Below are 16520 nucleotides of genomic sequence, written 5' to 3'. Positions count from 1 at the left end.
TCATTATCGGTGGAACTAGTTTACTAATTTCCTCATCTTGGGATAAGTGGGGTCAGAGTAAACTTTATTCTTTTACCTTTACCTTAAAAGGGCGTCCCATTTTCTTTGGATGCATACTGTTACCTGTTAGTTTTTCTATTTGGTCTTTAAATTTGTCGCTGCCGATTACCATGCCTTTGTTGGTTGCTTGACGAATATCGTTAATCATTTTTGCATCTAATTGATGTTGAAATAGGGCTCGATAAGATGATTGCCTTGCTTGAGGGTCGTTGCTTATTGAAAGGTAAACCTGATGTGGAGTACAAAGCTGAGAGGCTTTACCTAGGGCGTTGATTTGATAGCTCGACCAGACATATTCGGCAGGGTCATTAACCATATTAGCTCTTACAGGGTTGAGTTCAATATAACGATATAGTTGGATTAAGTATTCTTCGGTTTGCACTAAACAAGATTTGAAACGACCTTCCCAAAGTGTTCCGGTGCGTTTGTATGTGTAATTAAAATATCTAACATATTGTCTACCAAGTGATTGCATCATAAGGCTAACAGCATTGGCTTTTTGAGGAGTACAAAGCAAATGAACATGATTTGTCATCAATACCCATGCGTGAATTTCAACATGAAATTTACGTGAATACTCTTTTAGCCATCCAGCATAGGTTTTAAAGTCTTGTTCAGACGTGAAGCAAACGTGGCGATTATTCCCTCGTTGAATTACGTGTTGAGGAATACCGATAGGGCAAATTCTTGGGGATCTTGGCATGTACAACTTCCCTGTTCAAAGTGACTTGAACTAGAGAGTATAGCTAAGAAATTTAAGTTTACTCTGACCCCACTTATGACCCCACTTATGCCACTTATGCGATAAGGGCTAACGTTATCGTCACAGCTACCATTTACCCTGACATTTACCCTATTGTGACACATAAAAAGGCCTGCTTATTTTAAGCAGGCCTTTTGGGTTTAGTTTTCGCTGTTAGTTATGTTCACTTCAAAAACATCGCTTAAGCTAATCACTATTTGGGTAAGTCACTTTCTACACAAGCAGTTTATAAGTTCAGACAATAAAAGCTGTCTTAGAACTGGTTCATTGTGTTGTCTTTACCAGACGCTTTAAGCGCTTGGTCACCAGAGAAGTACTCTTTATGTGCATCACCCATATCAGAACCTGCCATGTTTTGATGTTTAACACAGGCGATACCTTCACGGATTTCCTTACGTTGAACATTGGCAACATAACCCAACATACCTTGGTCACCGAAGTACTCTTTAGCCAAGTTATCGGTAGATAATGCTGCAGTATGGTAAGTCGGTAGTGTAATAAGGTGATGGAAAATACCTGCTTCACGTGACGAGTCAGCTTGGAAGGTACGAATCTTTTCATCAGCTTGGATAGCAAGCTCAGTGCCATCGTAGTCAACATTCATTAATTGCGCACGGTCGTAAGCTGATACGTCTTGTCCTGCTTCTTGCATCGCATCATATACTTGCTGACGGAAGTTAAGCGTCCAGTTAAACGATGGTGAGTTGTTATACACAAGCTTGGCATTAGGAACAACTTTACGGATTTCGTTAACCATGCCACCGATTTGAGATACATGAGGCTTTTCAGTTTCAATCCACAATAAATCAGCGCCATTTTGCAATGAGGTAATACAGTCAAGTACACAACGCTCTTCACCGGTACCAGAACGGAACTTAAATAAGCCATTTGGTAGACGAGCTGGTTTGACTAATTGCCCACCTTGCTTGAATACCACATCACCGTTTTCAAGTTTTGCTGCATCAACGGCTTCAACTTCAAGGAAGCTATTGTATAAATCGCCTAGATCGCCTTCTTCTTTAGTGACAGCAATTTTTTGCGTTAAGCCTGCACCTAATGAATCGGTACGCGCAACAATGACACCGTCATCGATACCTAGCTCTAAAAATGCATAACGAACCGCATTAATTTTTGCTAAAAATTCAACATGTGGCACGGTGACTTTACCGTCCTGGTGGCCACACTGTTTTACGTCTGACACTTGGTTTTCTAATTGAATACAACAAGCACCAGCTTCAATCATTTGTTTTGCCATTAAGTAAGTGGCTTCTTCGTTACCAAAACCAGCATCAATGTCGGCAATAATAGGCACAACATGGGTTTCGAAGTTTTCAATTTTTTGTTGAATCGCGGCTTTATCTGATTCTTTAGCATTATCTAATTGGCGGAAAAGCCCATCTAGTTCACGAGCATCAGCTTGACGTAAGAAGGTGTAAAGCTCTTTAATCAACGCAGCAACAGAGGTTTTTTCATGCATAGATTGGTCAGGTAATGGACCAAACTCACTACGCAGTGCGGCTACCATCCAACCTGAAAGATATAAGTAACGACGCTTGGTCGTTAAAAGGTGTTTTTTAATCGCGATCAATTTTTGTTGGCCGATAAAACCATGCCAGCAACCTAAAGATTGAGTGTACTGCGATGAGTCCTTGTCGTAGTTGTCCATGTCTTCACGCATGATCTTGGCAGTGTATTTTGCAATGTCTAACCCAGTTTTAAAGCGATTTTGTAGACGCATACGAGCGACTGACTCTGGGTTAATGGCATTCCATGCACTACCTTCCGAATTAATCAAGGTGGCAGCTTCATCGATAATATTTTTGTAGTGAGTCATGTGTTTATTCCTTAACAAATAGATTAGCGGCAATTGATTACGTTGAAAATAATAGCTAGATTTGGTTAAATAAACCTAATTTATGCTTACTATCTTCGGTATTCACCATATGAATGTATCTCGTATCGACTTGAACCTCCTTGTTTATTTAGATGTTTTACTGCGTGAAAGAAATGTTACTAAAGCGGCAGACCAGCTTGGGATCAGCCAACCTGCAATGAGTAACGGCCTAAAACGCTTACGAAACTTGTTTGATGATCCTTTACTTATTCGCACGAGTCAGGGGATGACGCCGACCGAACGCGCAAATGAATTACAACCCATTATTAGTGAGTTGATTATTGGGCTGGAAAAAGCCATGCAACCGCGTGCCCATTTTGATCCACTCGAAAGCGATAAAGTCTTTCGTGTTATGGCAAGTGATTATGCTGAGGCGACGTTAATTCCACCGCTTATTGCCAAGCTTCGTACTCAAGCACCCAACATTATTTTAGATATCATGACCCCAAGTGATGTCAGTTTCCCTGATGTAGAACAAGGAAGAGTCGATATGGTGATCAACCGTTTCGACAGTATTCCACAATCATTTCATCAAAAAGTATTGTGGAGCGATGATTTTAGCTGCTTGATTAGTAAGGGTAATCCGGTTTTAAAGAAGTTTTCTTTAGACAGTTATTTAAAAGCTAAGCATGTGTGGGTGAGTAAAACCGGTATGGGCGTTGGGGTAGGGATGAACCCCGATGATGTTCAGCGTTTGGGCTGGGTAGATGAAGCATTAACGCGAATGGGTGTAAAACGCCAGATCACCGTTTTTACTCGCCATTATCAAGCCGCCTGTTTGTTGGCTGAGCAACAAGATTTGATCGCAACCATACCAAGTAAGATGGCACGTCATCATATCAATAATGAACGGGTGAGCATTATTCCGCCGCCTTTTATTATCCAACCCATTGCCTTAACTATGGCCTGGAGCCCTTTACTTCAGCACAATCCCGCGCATCAATGGATGCGTCAACTTATCACTAAAACCGCAGAAGAGATAAACAGAGGTGATGTGTAATCTTACTGTTATTGTGAACTTTAGTTACATATATGTTGCAAATTAACCAAAAAACGCCATTTTGTCATATCTTTGGTGAATAGTGGTGATAACAGGTATAAATTGGATAAATAAGATAACTTTGATATAGAGTAAAGAATTACTGCGTATGAACAGTATGCTGTTAACAGTGGAATGAGTTTGCGCTAGTGATTTGGGGCTAATGACTTATGGCTAATGATTGAAGGCATATGATTTAGGACTGGTTTACGGTCAACGCACAGAAATTAAGGTAGGGATTAAACATGACAGCACGTATTCAAGAAGGTGGATTACAAATAGCGCAAGCATTGTGGCAATTGGTCGACAGTGACATTTGCCCAGGTACTGGTATTGATTCAGCAACCTTTTGGGCAAAATTTGAGGAGATTATTAATGAATTTTCTCCGGTTAATGTGAAGCTGTTAGAAAAAAGACAACAACTACAACAGCAAATAGATCAATGGCATATTGACAATCCCACCAAAGATTTTGACCCTGCAAAATATAAAGCTTTTCTATTTGAAATAGGTTACCTGGTGCCTGAGGGTGAGGCTTTTCAAATTAGCACTGAAAACGTTGACCATGAAATTGCCGCACAAGCGGGACCACAACTTGTAGTGCCAGTTAAAAATGCACGCTTTGCGCTTAACGCTGCCAATGCGCGCTGGGGCAGCCTGTATGATGCGCTATATGGCACTGACGCGATATCTGAAGAAGATGGCGCGGAAATCACTAAACAGTACAACCCAGTACGCGGCAATAAAGTTATCGCTTTTGCCAAACAACACTTAGATACCGCTGCGCCTTTAGCACAAGGCAGCCACGCCGATGTGACCCGTTATTACATCGACGCGGGTGTGTTGCGGATGCTATTAACTGACGGCTCGACTACCACTTTAGCCCAAACCGATAAGTGTGTGGGTTACCAGGGTAGTGCCGATGCACCCAGTGCTATTTTGTTAGTGAATAATGGTCTGCATATCGAAATTCAAATAGACCCAAACAGTGTTATTGGCGGCAGTGATCGCGCTGGTGTTAAAGACTTACTGGTTGAAGCCGCTGTTACCACTATTATGGACTGTGAGGACTCTGTCGCAGCAGTAGATGCAGAAGATAAGGTTGAAGTTTATCGCAATTGGTTAGGTTTGATGCAAGGTAACTTATCTGCCTCGTTGACTAAAAATGGTAAAGAGATCGTGAGAGAACTTAACGACGATCGCGTATATACCGCTGCTAATGCCCAGAGTGCCAAAACCGTTACGTTACCCGGCAGAAGTTTGTTATTTGTGCGTAATGTGGGTCACTTGATGACCATTGATGCTGTGCTGGATAAAAATGGCAACGAAATACCTGAAGGAATACTTGATGGCATGCTCACTGTGCTTGCAGCAATGCACGACCTTAAAGGTAACAATAATGGTCGTAGTAATAGTCGCAAAGGTTCGGTGAATATTGTAAAACCTAAAATGCATGGCCCTGAAGAAGTGCAATTTACCTGTGACCTGTTTACTAAGATAGAAGATGCGCTCAAGCTTCCGCGTAATACTATTAAAGTAGGCATTATGGATGAAGAGCGCAGAACGACACTGAATTTAAAAGAGTGCATTAGGGCTGCGAAAGAGCGCGTGGTGTTTATTAATACTGGCTTTCTTGACCGTACGGGTGATGAGCTGCATACCTCAATGTTAGCAGGCCCGTTTGTGCCTAAATCGGTGATGAAACAGCAAAAATGGATTAGTGCTTACGAAGATTGGAATGTTGATATTGGGCTTGAATGTGGCTTACAAGGTCGTGCTCAAATCGGTAAAGGCATGTGGCCAATGCCAGATGAAATGGCAGCGATGCTTGAGCAAAAATCGGCTCATCCTAAAGCGGGTGCAAACACTGCGTGGGTGCCGTCGCCAAATGGTGCCGTGCTGCATTCTATTCATTATCATCAAATTAATGTGGCAGATGTTCAGCAACAAATTAAGCAACGCCCACGTGCTAGCATTGACAGTTTGTTGACCATTCCTCTACTTGCTGAAGGGGTAACACTCACCAATGAACAAATTACTTTTGAACTAGAAAATAATGCCCAGGGTATTTTAGGGTATGTTGTGCGCTGGATTGATCAAGGTGTGGGTTGTTCAAAAGTGCCTGATATTAATAATGTCGGCTTGATGGAAGACAGAGCAACCTTACGAATTTCATCGCAATATTTAGCTAATTGGCTTGAACATGACCTATGCAGTGAAGCGCAAGTGATGGCGGCGTTGAAAAAAATGGCCGCTGTGGTCGATACTCAAAATGCCGGTGATCCGCTGTACACGAATATGGCACCTCACTTTGACGGCATCGCCTTTAAAGCGGCATGCGATTTGATTTTTAAAGGTAAATCTCAGCCTTCTGGTTACACAGAGCCGTTGCTACATGCTTATCGAATTCAAGCAAAAGCAAAAGCTAAAGCAGGTTAATCTTTATCGGTAATATTGGCTTTAAGTCTATGTAGTCACACAATTAATAAGCCCTGTTCTTGCAAAGATTAGGGCTTTTTTTGTGGTCATTTTATCAGTGAATCTACTGGTGAGCTTATAGGCATGTTGACACATAAAAAGATGATTGCCACTGTATTACCATGCTCAATAAATCTGGCCAAGGAGCGCTTGATAGAAAAGAGCGTTACACCACAATTGCTGAGGTGATGGACACTCAGGTGAAAAAGCTTGGTTTAGATGAACCGTTAACCATTGTGGTGCAATAATTTATCGACAATAAACATGCCCTAGGTTGTTTGCCTGTGGTCGATGAGTAAGACCAGGTATTAGGGATTGTCACCTCGTCTGATTTTGTCAAACTGTGGCAGCGTTTACTGCTACAACCATAAACGTCAGTTAGCTTTGATTTGGTGATAATTATTATAGGTATTGAGTGTAATACCAGATTAAGCCACTACTGATTACATTGTTTCGTTGTTATGTGTTTCCATTGTATTGAGTAGCTTTTTCAATAGCATATCAAGTTGAGTTTTTTCTTGTTCAGAAAAGCTTGCGTTCATTAACCTGTGACTTTCTTGTGCTTTAACAGCAATCTCTTCGATCACCTGTTTACCTTTTGCGGTTAACTGTACACGCTTTACTCGGCCGTCTTCTGAAGAGGGGCTTCTGGATATTAGGGCTTTTTGTTCAAGTCGGTATAGCGCTTTGGTTAAACCACCGGAACTAATCAACATGTAGTCCATAATCTGTGTGGGCATCAGTAGGTGCGGAGCGGGGGTTCTTCTTAATGCTGTGAGCAGCCCAAAATCAGAGGTCTGCAAACCATACTCAGCCATTATCTTGCTGCGTTTTGCTTCATTAATAGATTGAATTTTATCAATTAATGGCATTGAGGGCATCATGCTCTCATAGGCTTCTGGCCAGTTTTCTTTCATTAAAGAAAGGAAGGTTTCAAACTTCTCTATCATCGCTGTCGCTTCATTCAGTATACGATTGAATAGCAATTGTATCTTGCCAGAAAGGTAATTTCAAACTAATATATCTTCCTGGGAAGATAATGGGTGATGTTGGTGAGGTGTTATGTCCAAAGGGCATTTTGTTTTTTTAATGGCTTTAATTATGGCGGCTGGCCCATTTGCGGTTGATGCTTATTTGCCGGGTATTCCCTCCATGGCTGAGTATTTGGGCGTGGGTATTGATTCTGTCGCCACGACGGTCAGTTTTTATTTTGTTGGCATGGCGCTGGGGCAGCTCATTGGTGGCCCGCTTGCTGATCGCTTTGAAAAACGTACCATCATTATGAGTGGATTATTGTTGTATGCCTTGAGCTCGGTGGTTATTGCCTCTGCAAGTGATCTTAATGTGATTCAAATTTCGCGGATATTTCAAGCGATAGGTGGGGGATTTGCAGGTGTTTGTGTTGCGCCGTTAGTTAGGATGAGAGAGAGCGGAAATGCCGCTGCAAAACTGTTTGGTTTAATTGCTCTTATTATGGTGCTTGCTCCTGCCATTGCCCCGAGTATTGGTGCGCTAATTCTATTAACGGGCCAATGGCAGAATATTTTCTATTTTACCGCGGGATATGCATTGTTTGTCGCAATATTAGTGGCTAAGTCTTTACCTAGATGCCCTGCTAAAACTGAACAGGCGAAAGTCTCTGCCTATCGGCGTTATATGTTGGTGATGAAAAACACCACTGCCATGCGCTACTTGCTGGTACAGGCATGCGGTTACAGTGTCATGATGGTGTTTATCACTAATGCCTCATTTATTTATCAGGTTCAGTTTGGCTTGAGCGAACAAATATTCGGATTGGTGTTTGCGGCTAATACGGTAATGAACATTTTAGTGAATCGAAGTAATTCAACATTACTTAACCGTAAGCCTGCACATAAATTGTTGCGAGTAGCTATTCTGTTTCAGGCTTTTTTTGTGTTGCTGTTGATCTGTTTTGCTGCGTTTGATGCCTCATTGTATTGGTTTGTGTTTGGTATTATGGGAACGGTGGGTATGCTTGGTGCTATTATGCCAAATGCCAGTGCGTTATACATGAGCCTGTTTAAAGAGAATACTGGCGCTGCATCGGCATTATTGGGGGCGGGACAGTTTACTGGCGGCGCATTAATGGGAGGGCTGACGACCCAAATCTATAACGGCACTTTATGGCCTGTGGTTTTGGTGATGGTGATGTTAGTTATCGCGGCCAATATTTTGCTGCCAAAAGGCAAAAAGGCACCTGCTTTAGATTGCGCCGAACACCAAGGCTAAGGTGTTTACTTAACAAAAGGTAAGTCAATCGCAGCGACATTCAATTGAGTTGGGTGTTGCTGAGCGGCCTTATTGCCTCACACATTAACGAGCTAGCAAGTTAGCTTGTTAACGTGTGGGTGTTGCGGTGTAGTCAATGCTCTTTATTGTAATGACGCGACGATTTCGCGGAAAAACGCGATGGTTTCATGCTTTGATATTAACTCGTCTTGAAAGCCTAAATCGGCGCTGTTTTTTACAATAACCACATTGTGTTGTTGATTCACATAGATATATTGTCCATATACGCCCACGCAAAAAAACTCACCTTGCTGTGCTTGTGGCGGTAACCAAATTTGGTAGCCGTAGCCGAGCTTGTCTGTTTGCGGTTTAAGGTAGTCGGCTTGCGGTGTAGTGGCGGCTTTTATCCACTCTGCCGAGACAATTTGCTTGCCGTTAAACTCGCCATTATTAAGTAATAAACGGCCAAAGCGGGCGTAGTCGCGGGTGGTGACATTTAGGCCGCCTAATGCAAATTCAGCCCCTTGAGAGTCGGTTAGCCAAAACGCATCGCTTTCCATGCCGATGGTATTCCACAGGTTTTGTTGGATCAGTTCAACTAACGATTTTCCGCTCACTCGCCTGAGAATCATGCTAATTACGTGGGTGTCCATGCTGACATAGTGGAAAGCTTTACCTGGCTCAGATTCATTCACCAGTTCACTGGTCATGTCGTCTAACGAGCCACCAATGGCCAGCACTCGGCCCATTTTGTTAATGTCAGAATTAAAATCTAGATAGTCTTCGTTCCACTTAACCCCAGACGACATTTGCAGTACGTGTTCAACTTTAACGTTGCCATACCCAGAGCTAGCAAGTTCAGGCAGATAAAAGCCAACGGTTTTGTTGATATCAATATTGCCGGCATCGACTTGCATACCAAACAAGATAGACACAAACGATTTGGCCATCGACCACGAAATCCGTTTGTCGTCACTTTGGGTGCCTAAATAGTATTGCTCAAAGGTTATTTGATCGTCTTTGATAACCAATAATGCCGTGGTGGCTCGGCGTGCTAAAAACGCCTCGCTATTGGTGACTTGGTCTCGGTAGGTAAATGATGCAGGTAATGGTTTAGGCGACTCTGTGAAGGTATATGGCTTGCCTTTTGCAACGATTTTTTTGTTAAAAAACACATCTTTCATATGAGAAAAATTGTTCACGATGAGTGCTTTATCAAACAGGCTAATGACGCTGTATAAGCGGTTAGCGCTTTGCCAATTGAGCGCCACAACAATGACGGCAATGGTGACAAGCGCTAAAACTGTCCCTTTAATGTACTTTGACAACGTCGACATGAATTCCTCCAAATTGCTTTACACTAACCTAAAGCTATCGTGGCTATAAATCAAACAGTTAACGCGTATATCTTTGCTGCGGTATCGATGACATATTTAAACCGCTCACATTTATGATTGTCGCTATTGAGCATCTTGCAGCTATTGCCTACAATGACGCACGTTTTATTAATTACAGAATATGACCATGAACGACACTACAGCTAAACCCGCTTTACCCGATCGTCTTAGCGTTAATCCACGTAGCCCGCATTTTGTGGAAGCCATTTTTGAACACGAAATTGGCATTATGTTTAACGGCAAAGAGCGTAATGATGTTGAAGAATACTGCATCAGTGAAGGCTGGGTAAAAGTTGCGTCGCATAAAGCATTAGATCGTCGCGGACAACCGCTAACGATGACAGTTAAAGGTAAAGTTGAAGCATTTTATAAGTAATACACTTCAGCAGACCGACGTATAAAATCAAAGGCTAACCAATGAGGTTAGCCTTTTTTATTGTTTGATTTATTTAAAATAATTAGGGGTTGCTTGATGTTTGTTCAATAACGTTATATTCGTAAACAATCTCTGCCAGTGCTATTCACCGTTAAAAGCCTAATAGCTGCCATCATGACTTTCATTCATGTTCAATCGCTGTAGAATCCGCGCCGTGTTTTACCATTCTTAGATTTGTGTATTTATGATGATTGATTTGGCATTACTGCCTGTTTATTTAACGACAGTAGTGGCGTTACTGTTAATTCCTGGCCCTGACATGTTATTGATTGCGAGTTCTAGCTTGAGCTATGGCCGCAAAGTGGGCGTGTATGCCAGTTTTGGTAATGCCACATCTGGGCTTATTTTAACCTTGCTTGCAGCGATGGGCGTGTCGGCACTGGTGGCCATGAACCCAATGGCATTAGAATTATTGCGAGTTTTAGGTGGCGCTTACTTACTTAAAATGGCGTGGGATTGTATCCGCAGTGATTCGGTTGATGCGCCTGAAATTGCAGCGCAACATAACCTGGCAAAACTGTTGTATCGCCGTGCGGTGATGAGTAATTTACTGAATCCGAAAGCACTGATTTTCTTTGTGTTATTTTTACCGCAATTTGTGTCGACTCAACTCAGTGCCAGCTCTGGCGAGCAAATGTTAGCGTTAGGCTTATTACTCAATGTGATGGGGTTAGCATTTAACTTATTGCTGGTGGCCTTGGTTGGTAGTTTAGGTAAACCATTATTAAACAATGAAAAATTTCGTGCTTATCAAAACAAATTTATGGGATTAGTGTTTTTTGCCTTAGCGATTTGGATATTGGCCTCGCAAGTGCAAAGTTAAATGTTGAGTTGAGCAAAACATAAAAACCACGGCTAATTACCGTGGTTTTTTTGTTTTAAGCTTAATGCGTTTTAGGTTGCTGTATTGCGACTATCTCTTGCTCTACTGCGGCTACAACATAAGGTATTGAGAGTGATCAATAAAGATCGCGTTGTCGTTCACTGTCATCACTAATACCGGAAAACTTGTTGTGCCAAGCATTTGTTGTATTTCGGCAATGGCTTCTAAAATGTTTTCTGCATCGACACTCAGCTCATCTTTAAACACTTTATTGCTTGGCGACAGCTTTAACTTTTCAACGATGGCAGTAAAGTCATGTTTAGTGTTGAGTGGATTACCTTCAACAAAGTGAGCCGTTTGCAACGCATTGAGCAGTGACAATTGTTTGTTGGCTTGCTTGTCTTGCATCCAGGCCATAAAGTTTGCTGTTTTTATAGAGTTTTTTGGACTATTAACATAACGAATATGTTCACGACCAAATTTAACGCCACTGGCTTTAGCTGCTGCTTGCATTTGTTCTTCGCCTGCGCTGTCTGTACCGATGTAATGTGCACTGTGTAGCAGATGTATTGTCATGTCTGGATAAGCTTGTTGTAGTGCATTCACTAACGGAGTGGTGGCATAGCTCCAGGGGCAGTGCGAGTCATAGATAAAATATAGCTCAGTGGTCATGGTGTTGATTCTTATTGGCGATCGATGGGCTGATCCTAATGAGTTTAATGGCAATATTCAATCATTGTCGTCGTGCTGCTTTAATGGTCTGTTCTGTATCGCTTAGTTGAATGCTAGACCATTATTGCTCAGTCACAATCAAAGGTATAATTTTAGGCTGCTGTAAACGGTCGCCTAAATTAAGGCGTAATCAATGCACAGCAGGCCCTAATGATTATTTTTGAGTGGGCTCTTGTATTTGGTATAGGGGTTTATGTTCTTCGCAGGTGACTTCACAATCACAGCTCTTTTCTATTCCTACATTCGCAAGCCCTGCACAGCTGCCTTGAATGGGTTTTCGTCCTAAAAAAACACCTAAAGCCATCACTGCAAAAAACACTAAAAACACCGTAAAAGTTATTATAAATTGCATGCCGATTTCCTTTGTTGTAATGATTGGCTTAAACATCACGTTTTAGCACGGATCAAGTTACTCAAATTGATATTGATGTGGTATTCTAAAATAATTAATAGCATATGCCAATAATGGTTTTGTATTTTTTATTTTGTGAGGTTTTATGAGTCAGCAGCATCAATCTGAAAAAACGTTATTAATTGAAAGCTTAAGCCTGGTTTCTCCTGAAACATCAGCAGATGATTTATGCGCAGTCGTTAAGCCATCGAGTCATCAATATTGTATGTTGTGCGGTACGCAGAATTTATTAGGGCTTCATTTGCATTTTTTTAGTACGGCAGACCAACAAGTATGGGCGCGCGCTAAAGGGTCGATTCATCAACAGGGTTATCAGGGGATTTTACACGGCGGTTTTTTATCGGCGTTACTCGATAGCGGTATGTGTCAGGCGTTGTTTCAGCAAAACATAGAAGCGGTCACTGCCGATATGAGTATCCGCTACTTACATGAAGTGCCGGTAAATAGTGATATTCTAATTAAAGGTAAGATTATCTCTTCTCGTTACCCACTTTATAAAGTGGAGGGTGAGTTATATGTTGCTGGCCAATTGGTGGTTAAAAGCAGTGCACGCTTTATGGCGAAGGGGTTTGGTAAAAAATAAAGTAACTAGCACTGCATATTTTGTCAATGTGCTTGATGCTGGCATTGCTTGAGGGTTTGTAGAGCAATGCCAGACTGGAGGTATTGTGGATAAGCGATTTAAGTTATTTGTTCTGTGAGAGCTTGTGGGTCTGGGGCGCGCATTCTGTCCCACCAGTCTTTGTCGGCAACAATTTGGCCTTGCTCATCAATGGCTGGGTAGGGGATTTGTTTGCGACGACAGGCTTTGGCATAAACTGGATGGCCTTGTTCAAACAGCATTTTTTGGCAGTAGGCGTAGTCTAGTTTGCGGGTACCGTACATATTAGCTTGTTCGCGCTGGCGCTGGGCTTCATACATCACTAAGGCCGAAGCCACAGACACATTGAGCGATTGCACCATACCGCGCATCGGGATAATAATGTGTTGATCTGCTGCTGCAATGGCTTCATCACTCACGCCATCACGCTCATTACCCATCACAATTACGGTGGGGCGAGTGTAATCAATGTCGCGAAAATCAACCGCGGTGTCTGAAAAGGTGGTCGTGAGTATTTGCATGTTTTGCGCTTTAAAAGCTTGATGCGCCTCTGCAAAATTATAGTGTTTTACTGTGCTAACCCATTGTTGGCTGCCAGAGGCGGTATTACCCGATACGCGCATTTCAATGTCGGGCCATACGGCATGAATTTGATGAATGCCCACACAATCAGCCGAACGAATCACCGCGGCGATGTTGTTGGTCATATGCACTTTATCAAGACATACTGTGAGATCGACTTGGCGGTTATCAAGCATTTGGTTTATGCGGGCAAAACGTTCTGGGCTCATGGGGCAATTCTACTTAGTTTTATGCAAGGTTATTGATTACACTTACGTATAATCGTGCTAACGCTTGACTGATTCTTTACCGGGTTATCATTATTCGAGCGGTATTATAACTCAAAACGGGATTCAATAACCTCAAGTTGAGATATTAAACGCCTTTCAAACAATCTTCTGTCTTGCTAGCTGTGCTGAATCGACGTGTCAATTCGCCTTGTTAGAAACACAAATGATAAGCTTGAAAGTGAGGTGGGTTAACATGCTGATTTCAAATAGTATCAGTTCACCCTTTGTCTCGACTTAAGGTTAAATAGATGATGTTTTGTGTGTCCAAGCTTGCTGTCGATTACATTATTTAGAGATACTGACTCGATATGAATGAACCTATCACTGTGCGCTTGCCGTCGCTTATCCACCGTATCGGCAGTGATAAAGCCAAACAAGCTAAAGCAATTGCGGTGCAATATGACTGTGAGCTTAAGCGTGTGCGTCGCTCTCGACATTGGGCGCTTGTAGGGAATGCGTTACGTGTTCAAGACTTTGTGGCGGGCATGCAAGCCCAAGGCGATGAAGGATTACGTTATCTGGTGAGTAAAGTCTCCACAGCATTACTAGAGCATGCCGATAAGTTAGAACCGTTAGACGCTAAGCTAAATCGATTAATTATACAAAACCCTGGAGTGACATTAGCTGAATTAATGCAGTTAACCCAATGCTCGCTTGTTGATGCTCGGTTGGCACGCTTTAATGCTGATTTATAAGGTGTTGTTGTTAATCTGTTGCGGCCTTTATCTCTGGTGTAAGCTTATAACAATGTAATCTACTGCTTTGCCCTAAAAGAAATCCTTTACAATATTCAAAACTAATGTAATATCAGCCTCGCTCTGACATTCAGAGTTATTAATGAACATCAAGTAAAAGAAAAGCCTTAGAATCTTCGTTATCGTTGTTATCCTCTGTGTTTCCCTTAGCTTCATCGTGCCATTCAATAATTCAAGCTTGAGCGCATCGCATTTTCGCGACAGATTGATTAATTTAACTATATAAGGGACATAACATGTCTAAAACTACTGGTTTAGTAAAATGGTTCAACGAAGATAAAGGTTTTGGTTTTATCACTCCTGATAACGGCGGCGCTGACGTGTTCGTTCACTTCCGTTCAATCACTTCAGAAGGTTTCAAAACTTTAGCTGAAGGCCAAAAAGTATCTTTCGAAGTTGAGCAAGGCCAAAAAGGCCCTCAAGCTGCTAACGTAGTAGCTGAGTAACTCTTACTTTGTAAGATAGCGCAAATAGTCTCGCGACTGTTTGCGCTTTTTTTTGCCTATTAGATGCCTCTAGTTTACTGATTATTTACTGCGTTGACCCTAGCCGTTTTGGCTTTCTGCTTATTCATTCCCTCATTGACTCACTTATCTTTTTCGCTGCTTTATCCTCTTTTTATTTAGCTTTTTATTTAGCTTTTTATTTAGCTTAACTCCCTGTTATATATGGCCTAATTTCTAGGTTTTTCTATTGTCCTGTATTAAAGCTTTGTATTGCAATTGCTTGGTAGCGGCGTCTGTTTGAGCAGTGCAGAATGCTGAATAAAAAATGCCAATGTTCTCAATTTTACTGATGCAACAAGGATATTATTTAGCATGATGACTTATATTGTTGATTCTTATCTTGTTAAATGTTCATTAAATAAAACTATCAATCAATCTTAATGGGCTGTTATTGATGTTTTTATGTGATTTTTACATTGTTTTGGTCGATTTGTGAGTGACATTCCATTTTGGATCCGTTATTACTATTTTTGCACTTATAAACAAATGACATTTAAGGGAAAAACATGAGTCCATGGTTTACTAATGTTCAGCTTGGTTTTGATATGGCGACAAGTCTTACGATTGTTGGCGCAGCAATTACTTGGGTGATACGTGAAAAGAAGCAAGCAGAAGCAGAAAAAGCACGTGGTATTAACCAACAAGTACGTTCGACCAGTCTGAAAAAAGTGCAAGATGTACTGTTTGAGATGGAAGATAAGTTTTCAGTGTTGATTAATGAAACTCAAGCATATGAAAACATGATTGATAACCGAGTGCGTAAAGTTAATGACCAATTAGACTTTACTCGTTTAAATGCGGCACTTAAACGAGACGAGAACTTTTTAGTTAAAGCCATCGACCGCCTACAAGCCATTCGTTTAGAGCTAGGTCAATTTTATGAGCTCATCCAGGTGAGACGTTATAGCTTAATACCGTTGCTTGATGCGATTGAAGAAGGCGATAAATACATTGGTGTGTTCCAACGTAACATCGATGAAGTGGGTGATGCATACAATCAAATGACATCGGGTAATGTGTCACTGCTTAAAGAGTTACAAGCGGTTGTCACCTTACTTAACAATGAATTTGGTGATGAGCTAATAGATATCTCTGATGACGATAAGAAAGCGCTGTTTCAGAAGATCTCGAGTGACGAAAAGTTCATGAAACCGATTCAGTCAATCATTTATGACGAAGATTATTTTTATTGGGTGCAACGTTTTGTTCCTGCTGGCAGAGAAGAAGACTACTTAGAAAAAGTCGTTAGACCGAGTAAAATTGAAGATAAAGATTTATGCTCAGAAGTGATGATTCACTTTATCTTAGCCTTGATTGGTAAAAACCATGAATTGCTTTCTCAAGTACTTAGAACAGCGTCTGGTTCGGTAATGAAAGCGCGGATCGAGTGTAAGGATATCTTGATTGCCTTGAGTGCGATTTCGCATAAATTGGTGATGGATAATAACAGCGATACGCTAGAAAAAGTGATTGAAAAATATGAGGCTGAAGAATACTTCGGCAGAAATATTACTATTCGCTAAG

General features: G+C 41.5%; 16 protein-coding genes and 1 pseudogene. 10 read left to right on the top strand and 7 right to left on the bottom strand.

The window, feature by feature from the left end; genetic code table 11:
• Positions 1–64: 64 nt before the first annotated feature.
• The gene (locus tag IEY42_RS00130) at positions 65–763 is read right to left on the bottom strand and encodes a transposase (RefSeq protein WP_188923374.1); all 699 of its coding nucleotides are present in this window, start codon (positions 761–763) and stop codon (positions 65–67) included.
• 313 nt (positions 764–1076) lie between these two features.
• On the bottom strand, positions 1077–2657 hold the full coding sequence (locus IEY42_RS00125; RefSeq protein WP_188923373.1) for an isocitrate lyase: 1581 nt from the start codon (positions 2655–2657) through the stop codon (positions 1077–1079).
• 109 nt (positions 2658–2766) lie between these two features.
• Between IEY42_RS00125 and IEY42_RS00120 the strand changes: the two genes are divergently transcribed.
• The 3 genes and pseudogenes from IEY42_RS00120 to IEY42_RS00110 all read left to right on the top strand — a co-directional run.
• Positions 2767–3717: a LysR family transcriptional regulator gene (locus IEY42_RS00120; RefSeq protein ID WP_188923372.1), complete on the top strand. Its 951-nt coding sequence runs from the start codon at positions 2767–2769 to the stop codon at positions 3715–3717.
• Positions 3718–4001: 284 nt separating this feature from the next.
• The gene (locus IEY42_RS00115) at positions 4002–6194 is read left to right on the top strand and encodes a malate synthase G (protein ID WP_188923371.1); all 2193 of its coding nucleotides are present in this window, start codon (positions 4002–4004) and stop codon (positions 6192–6194) included.
• 93 nt (positions 6195–6287) lie between these two features.
• Positions 6288–6604, top strand: a pseudogene (locus IEY42_RS00110) (CBS domain-containing protein); the annotation flags it as partial.
• A 72-nt stretch (positions 6605–6676) separates the two neighbouring features.
• Here IEY42_RS00110 and IEY42_RS00105 read toward each other — a convergent pair.
• Positions 6677–7183, bottom strand: coding sequence for a MarR family winged helix-turn-helix transcriptional regulator (locus IEY42_RS00105; RefSeq protein WP_188923370.1), 507 nt, complete (start codon positions 7181–7183; stop codon positions 6677–6679).
• 112 nt (positions 7184–7295) lie between these two features.
• Here IEY42_RS00105 and IEY42_RS00100 point away from each other — a divergent pair, with 112 nt between their 5' ends.
• Positions 7296–8483, top strand: coding sequence for a multidrug effflux MFS transporter (locus tag IEY42_RS00100; protein WP_268244256.1), 1188 nt, complete (start codon positions 7296–7298; stop codon positions 8481–8483).
• Positions 8484–8626: 143 nt separating this feature from the next.
• On the opposite strand, the gene IEY42_RS00095 is transcribed toward IEY42_RS00100, so the two are convergent.
• Positions 8627–9820, bottom strand: a complete 1194-nt coding sequence (locus tag IEY42_RS00095) for a serine hydrolase domain-containing protein (protein ID WP_188923368.1) — start codon at positions 9818–9820, stop codon at positions 8627–8629.
• 187 nt (positions 9821–10007) lie between these two features.
• Here IEY42_RS00095 and IEY42_RS00090 point away from each other — a divergent pair, with 187 nt between their 5' ends.
• Together IEY42_RS00090 and IEY42_RS00085 are read left to right on the top strand one after the other, a co-directional pair.
• Entirely contained in the window at positions 10008–10256 is a 249-nt protein-coding gene (locus IEY42_RS00090; RefSeq protein ID WP_160055808.1) for a DUF3297 family protein, read from the top strand.
• A 244-nt stretch (positions 10257–10500) separates the two neighbouring features.
• Positions 10501–11139: a LysE family translocator gene (locus tag IEY42_RS00085; protein WP_188922044.1), complete on the top strand. Its 639-nt coding sequence runs from the start codon at positions 10501–10503 to the stop codon at positions 11137–11139.
• A 111-nt stretch (positions 11140–11250) separates the two neighbouring features.
• On the opposite strand, the gene IEY42_RS00080 is transcribed toward IEY42_RS00085, so the two are convergent.
• Positions 11251–11811, bottom strand: coding sequence for a thioredoxin domain-containing protein (locus tag IEY42_RS00080; RefSeq protein WP_373292758.1), 561 nt, complete (start codon positions 11809–11811; stop codon positions 11251–11253).
• 214 nt (positions 11812–12025) lie between these two features.
• Entirely contained in the window at positions 12026–12223 is a 198-nt protein-coding gene (gene nqrM, locus IEY42_RS00075) for a (Na+)-NQR maturation NqrM (protein WP_188923367.1), read from the bottom strand.
• A gap of 145 nt (positions 12224–12368) precedes the next feature.
• On the opposite strand from nqrM, the gene IEY42_RS00070 reads away from it, so the two are divergent.
• Positions 12369–12866: a PaaI family thioesterase gene (locus IEY42_RS00070; RefSeq protein WP_188923366.1), complete on the top strand. Its 498-nt coding sequence runs from the start codon at positions 12369–12371 to the stop codon at positions 12864–12866.
• A 98-nt stretch (positions 12867–12964) separates the two neighbouring features.
• Here IEY42_RS00070 and trmH read toward each other — a convergent pair whose 3' ends face one another.
• Entirely contained in the window at positions 12965–13675 is a 711-nt protein-coding gene (gene trmH / locus IEY42_RS00065; RefSeq protein ID WP_188923365.1) for a tRNA (guanosine(18)-2'-O)-methyltransferase TrmH, read from the bottom strand.
• Between the two features lie 368 nt (positions 13676–14043).
• Between trmH and IEY42_RS00060 the strand changes: the two genes are divergently transcribed.
• From IEY42_RS00060 to IEY42_RS00050, 3 genes are all read left to right on the top strand, one after another.
• A complete protein-coding gene (locus IEY42_RS00060; RefSeq protein ID WP_188923364.1) occupies positions 14044–14430 on the top strand; it encodes a ribosome recycling factor family protein in 387 nt (128 codons plus the stop codon).
• Positions 14431–14726: 296 nt separating this feature from the next.
• Complete coding sequence (gene cspE / locus IEY42_RS00055) at positions 14727–14936, top strand: transcription antiterminator/RNA stability regulator CspE (RefSeq protein ID WP_160055822.1); 210 nt, start codon at positions 14727–14729, stop codon at positions 14934–14936.
• Positions 14937–15502: 566 nt separating this feature from the next.
• Positions 15503–16519, top strand: coding sequence for a hypothetical protein (locus IEY42_RS00050; RefSeq protein WP_188923363.1), 1017 nt, complete (start codon positions 15503–15505; stop codon positions 16517–16519).
• Position 16520 lies beyond the last annotated feature (1 nt).

The sequence above is a fragment of the Shewanella algicola genome, from assembly GCF_014648035.1.
GTDB lineage: Bacteria > Pseudomonadota > Gammaproteobacteria > Enterobacterales > Shewanellaceae > Shewanella > Shewanella algicola.
The sequence above is the reverse complement of the archived record's forward strand: the minus strand, read 5'-3'. Positions and strand labels throughout refer to the sequence as shown.

Bases quoted from the DNA above. Each gene is read 5' to 3' on its own strand.
- IEY42_RS00130 (WP_188923374.1), bottom strand. From the start codon at position 763: ATGCCAAGATCCCCAAGAATTTGCCCTATCGGTATTCCTCAACACGTA.
- IEY42_RS00105 (WP_188923370.1), bottom strand. From the start codon at position 7,183: ATGATAGAGAAGTTTGAAACCTTCCTTTCTTTAATGAAAGAAAACTGG.
- IEY42_RS00050 (WP_188923363.1), top strand. From the start codon at position 15,503: ATGAGTCCATGGTTTACTAATGTTCAGCTTGGTTTTGATATGGCGACA.
- IEY42_RS00095 (WP_188923368.1), bottom strand. From the start codon at position 9,820: ATGTCGACGTTGTCAAAGTACATTAAAGGGACAGTTTTAGCGCTTGTC.
- IEY42_RS00085 (WP_188922044.1), top strand. From the start codon at position 10,501: ATGATGATTGATTTGGCATTACTGCCTGTTTATTTAACGACAGTAGTG.
- IEY42_RS00080 (WP_373292758.1), bottom strand. From the start codon at position 11,811: ATGACCACTGAGCTATATTTTATCTATGACTCGCACTGCCCCTGGAGC.
- IEY42_RS00115 (WP_188923371.1), top strand. From the start codon at position 4,002: ATGACAGCACGTATTCAAGAAGGTGGATTACAAATAGCGCAAGCATTG.
- IEY42_RS00070 (WP_188923366.1), top strand. From the start codon at position 12,369: ATGAGTCAGCAGCATCAATCTGAAAAAACGTTATTAATTGAAAGCTTA.
- IEY42_RS00090 (WP_160055808.1), top strand. From the start codon at position 10,008: ATGAACGACACTACAGCTAAACCCGCTTTACCCGATCGTCTTAGCGTT.
- IEY42_RS00120 (WP_188923372.1), top strand. From the start codon at position 2,767: ATGAATGTATCTCGTATCGACTTGAACCTCCTTGTTTATTTAGATGTT.
- IEY42_RS00100 (WP_268244256.1), top strand. From the start codon at position 7,296: ATGTCCAAAGGGCATTTTGTTTTTTTAATGGCTTTAATTATGGCGGCT.
- IEY42_RS00125 (WP_188923373.1), bottom strand. From the start codon at position 2,657: ATGACTCACTACAAAAATATTATCGATGAAGCTGCCACCTTGATTAAT.
- IEY42_RS00060 (WP_188923364.1), top strand. From the start codon at position 14,044: ATGAATGAACCTATCACTGTGCGCTTGCCGTCGCTTATCCACCGTATC.
- nqrM (WP_188923367.1), bottom strand. From the start codon at position 12,223: ATGCAATTTATAATAACTTTTACGGTGTTTTTAGTGTTTTTTGCAGTG.
- cspE (WP_160055822.1), top strand. From the start codon at position 14,727: ATGTCTAAAACTACTGGTTTAGTAAAATGGTTCAACGAAGATAAAGGT.
- trmH (WP_188923365.1), bottom strand. From the start codon at position 13,675: ATGAGCCCAGAACGTTTTGCCCGCATAAACCAAATGCTTGATAACCGC.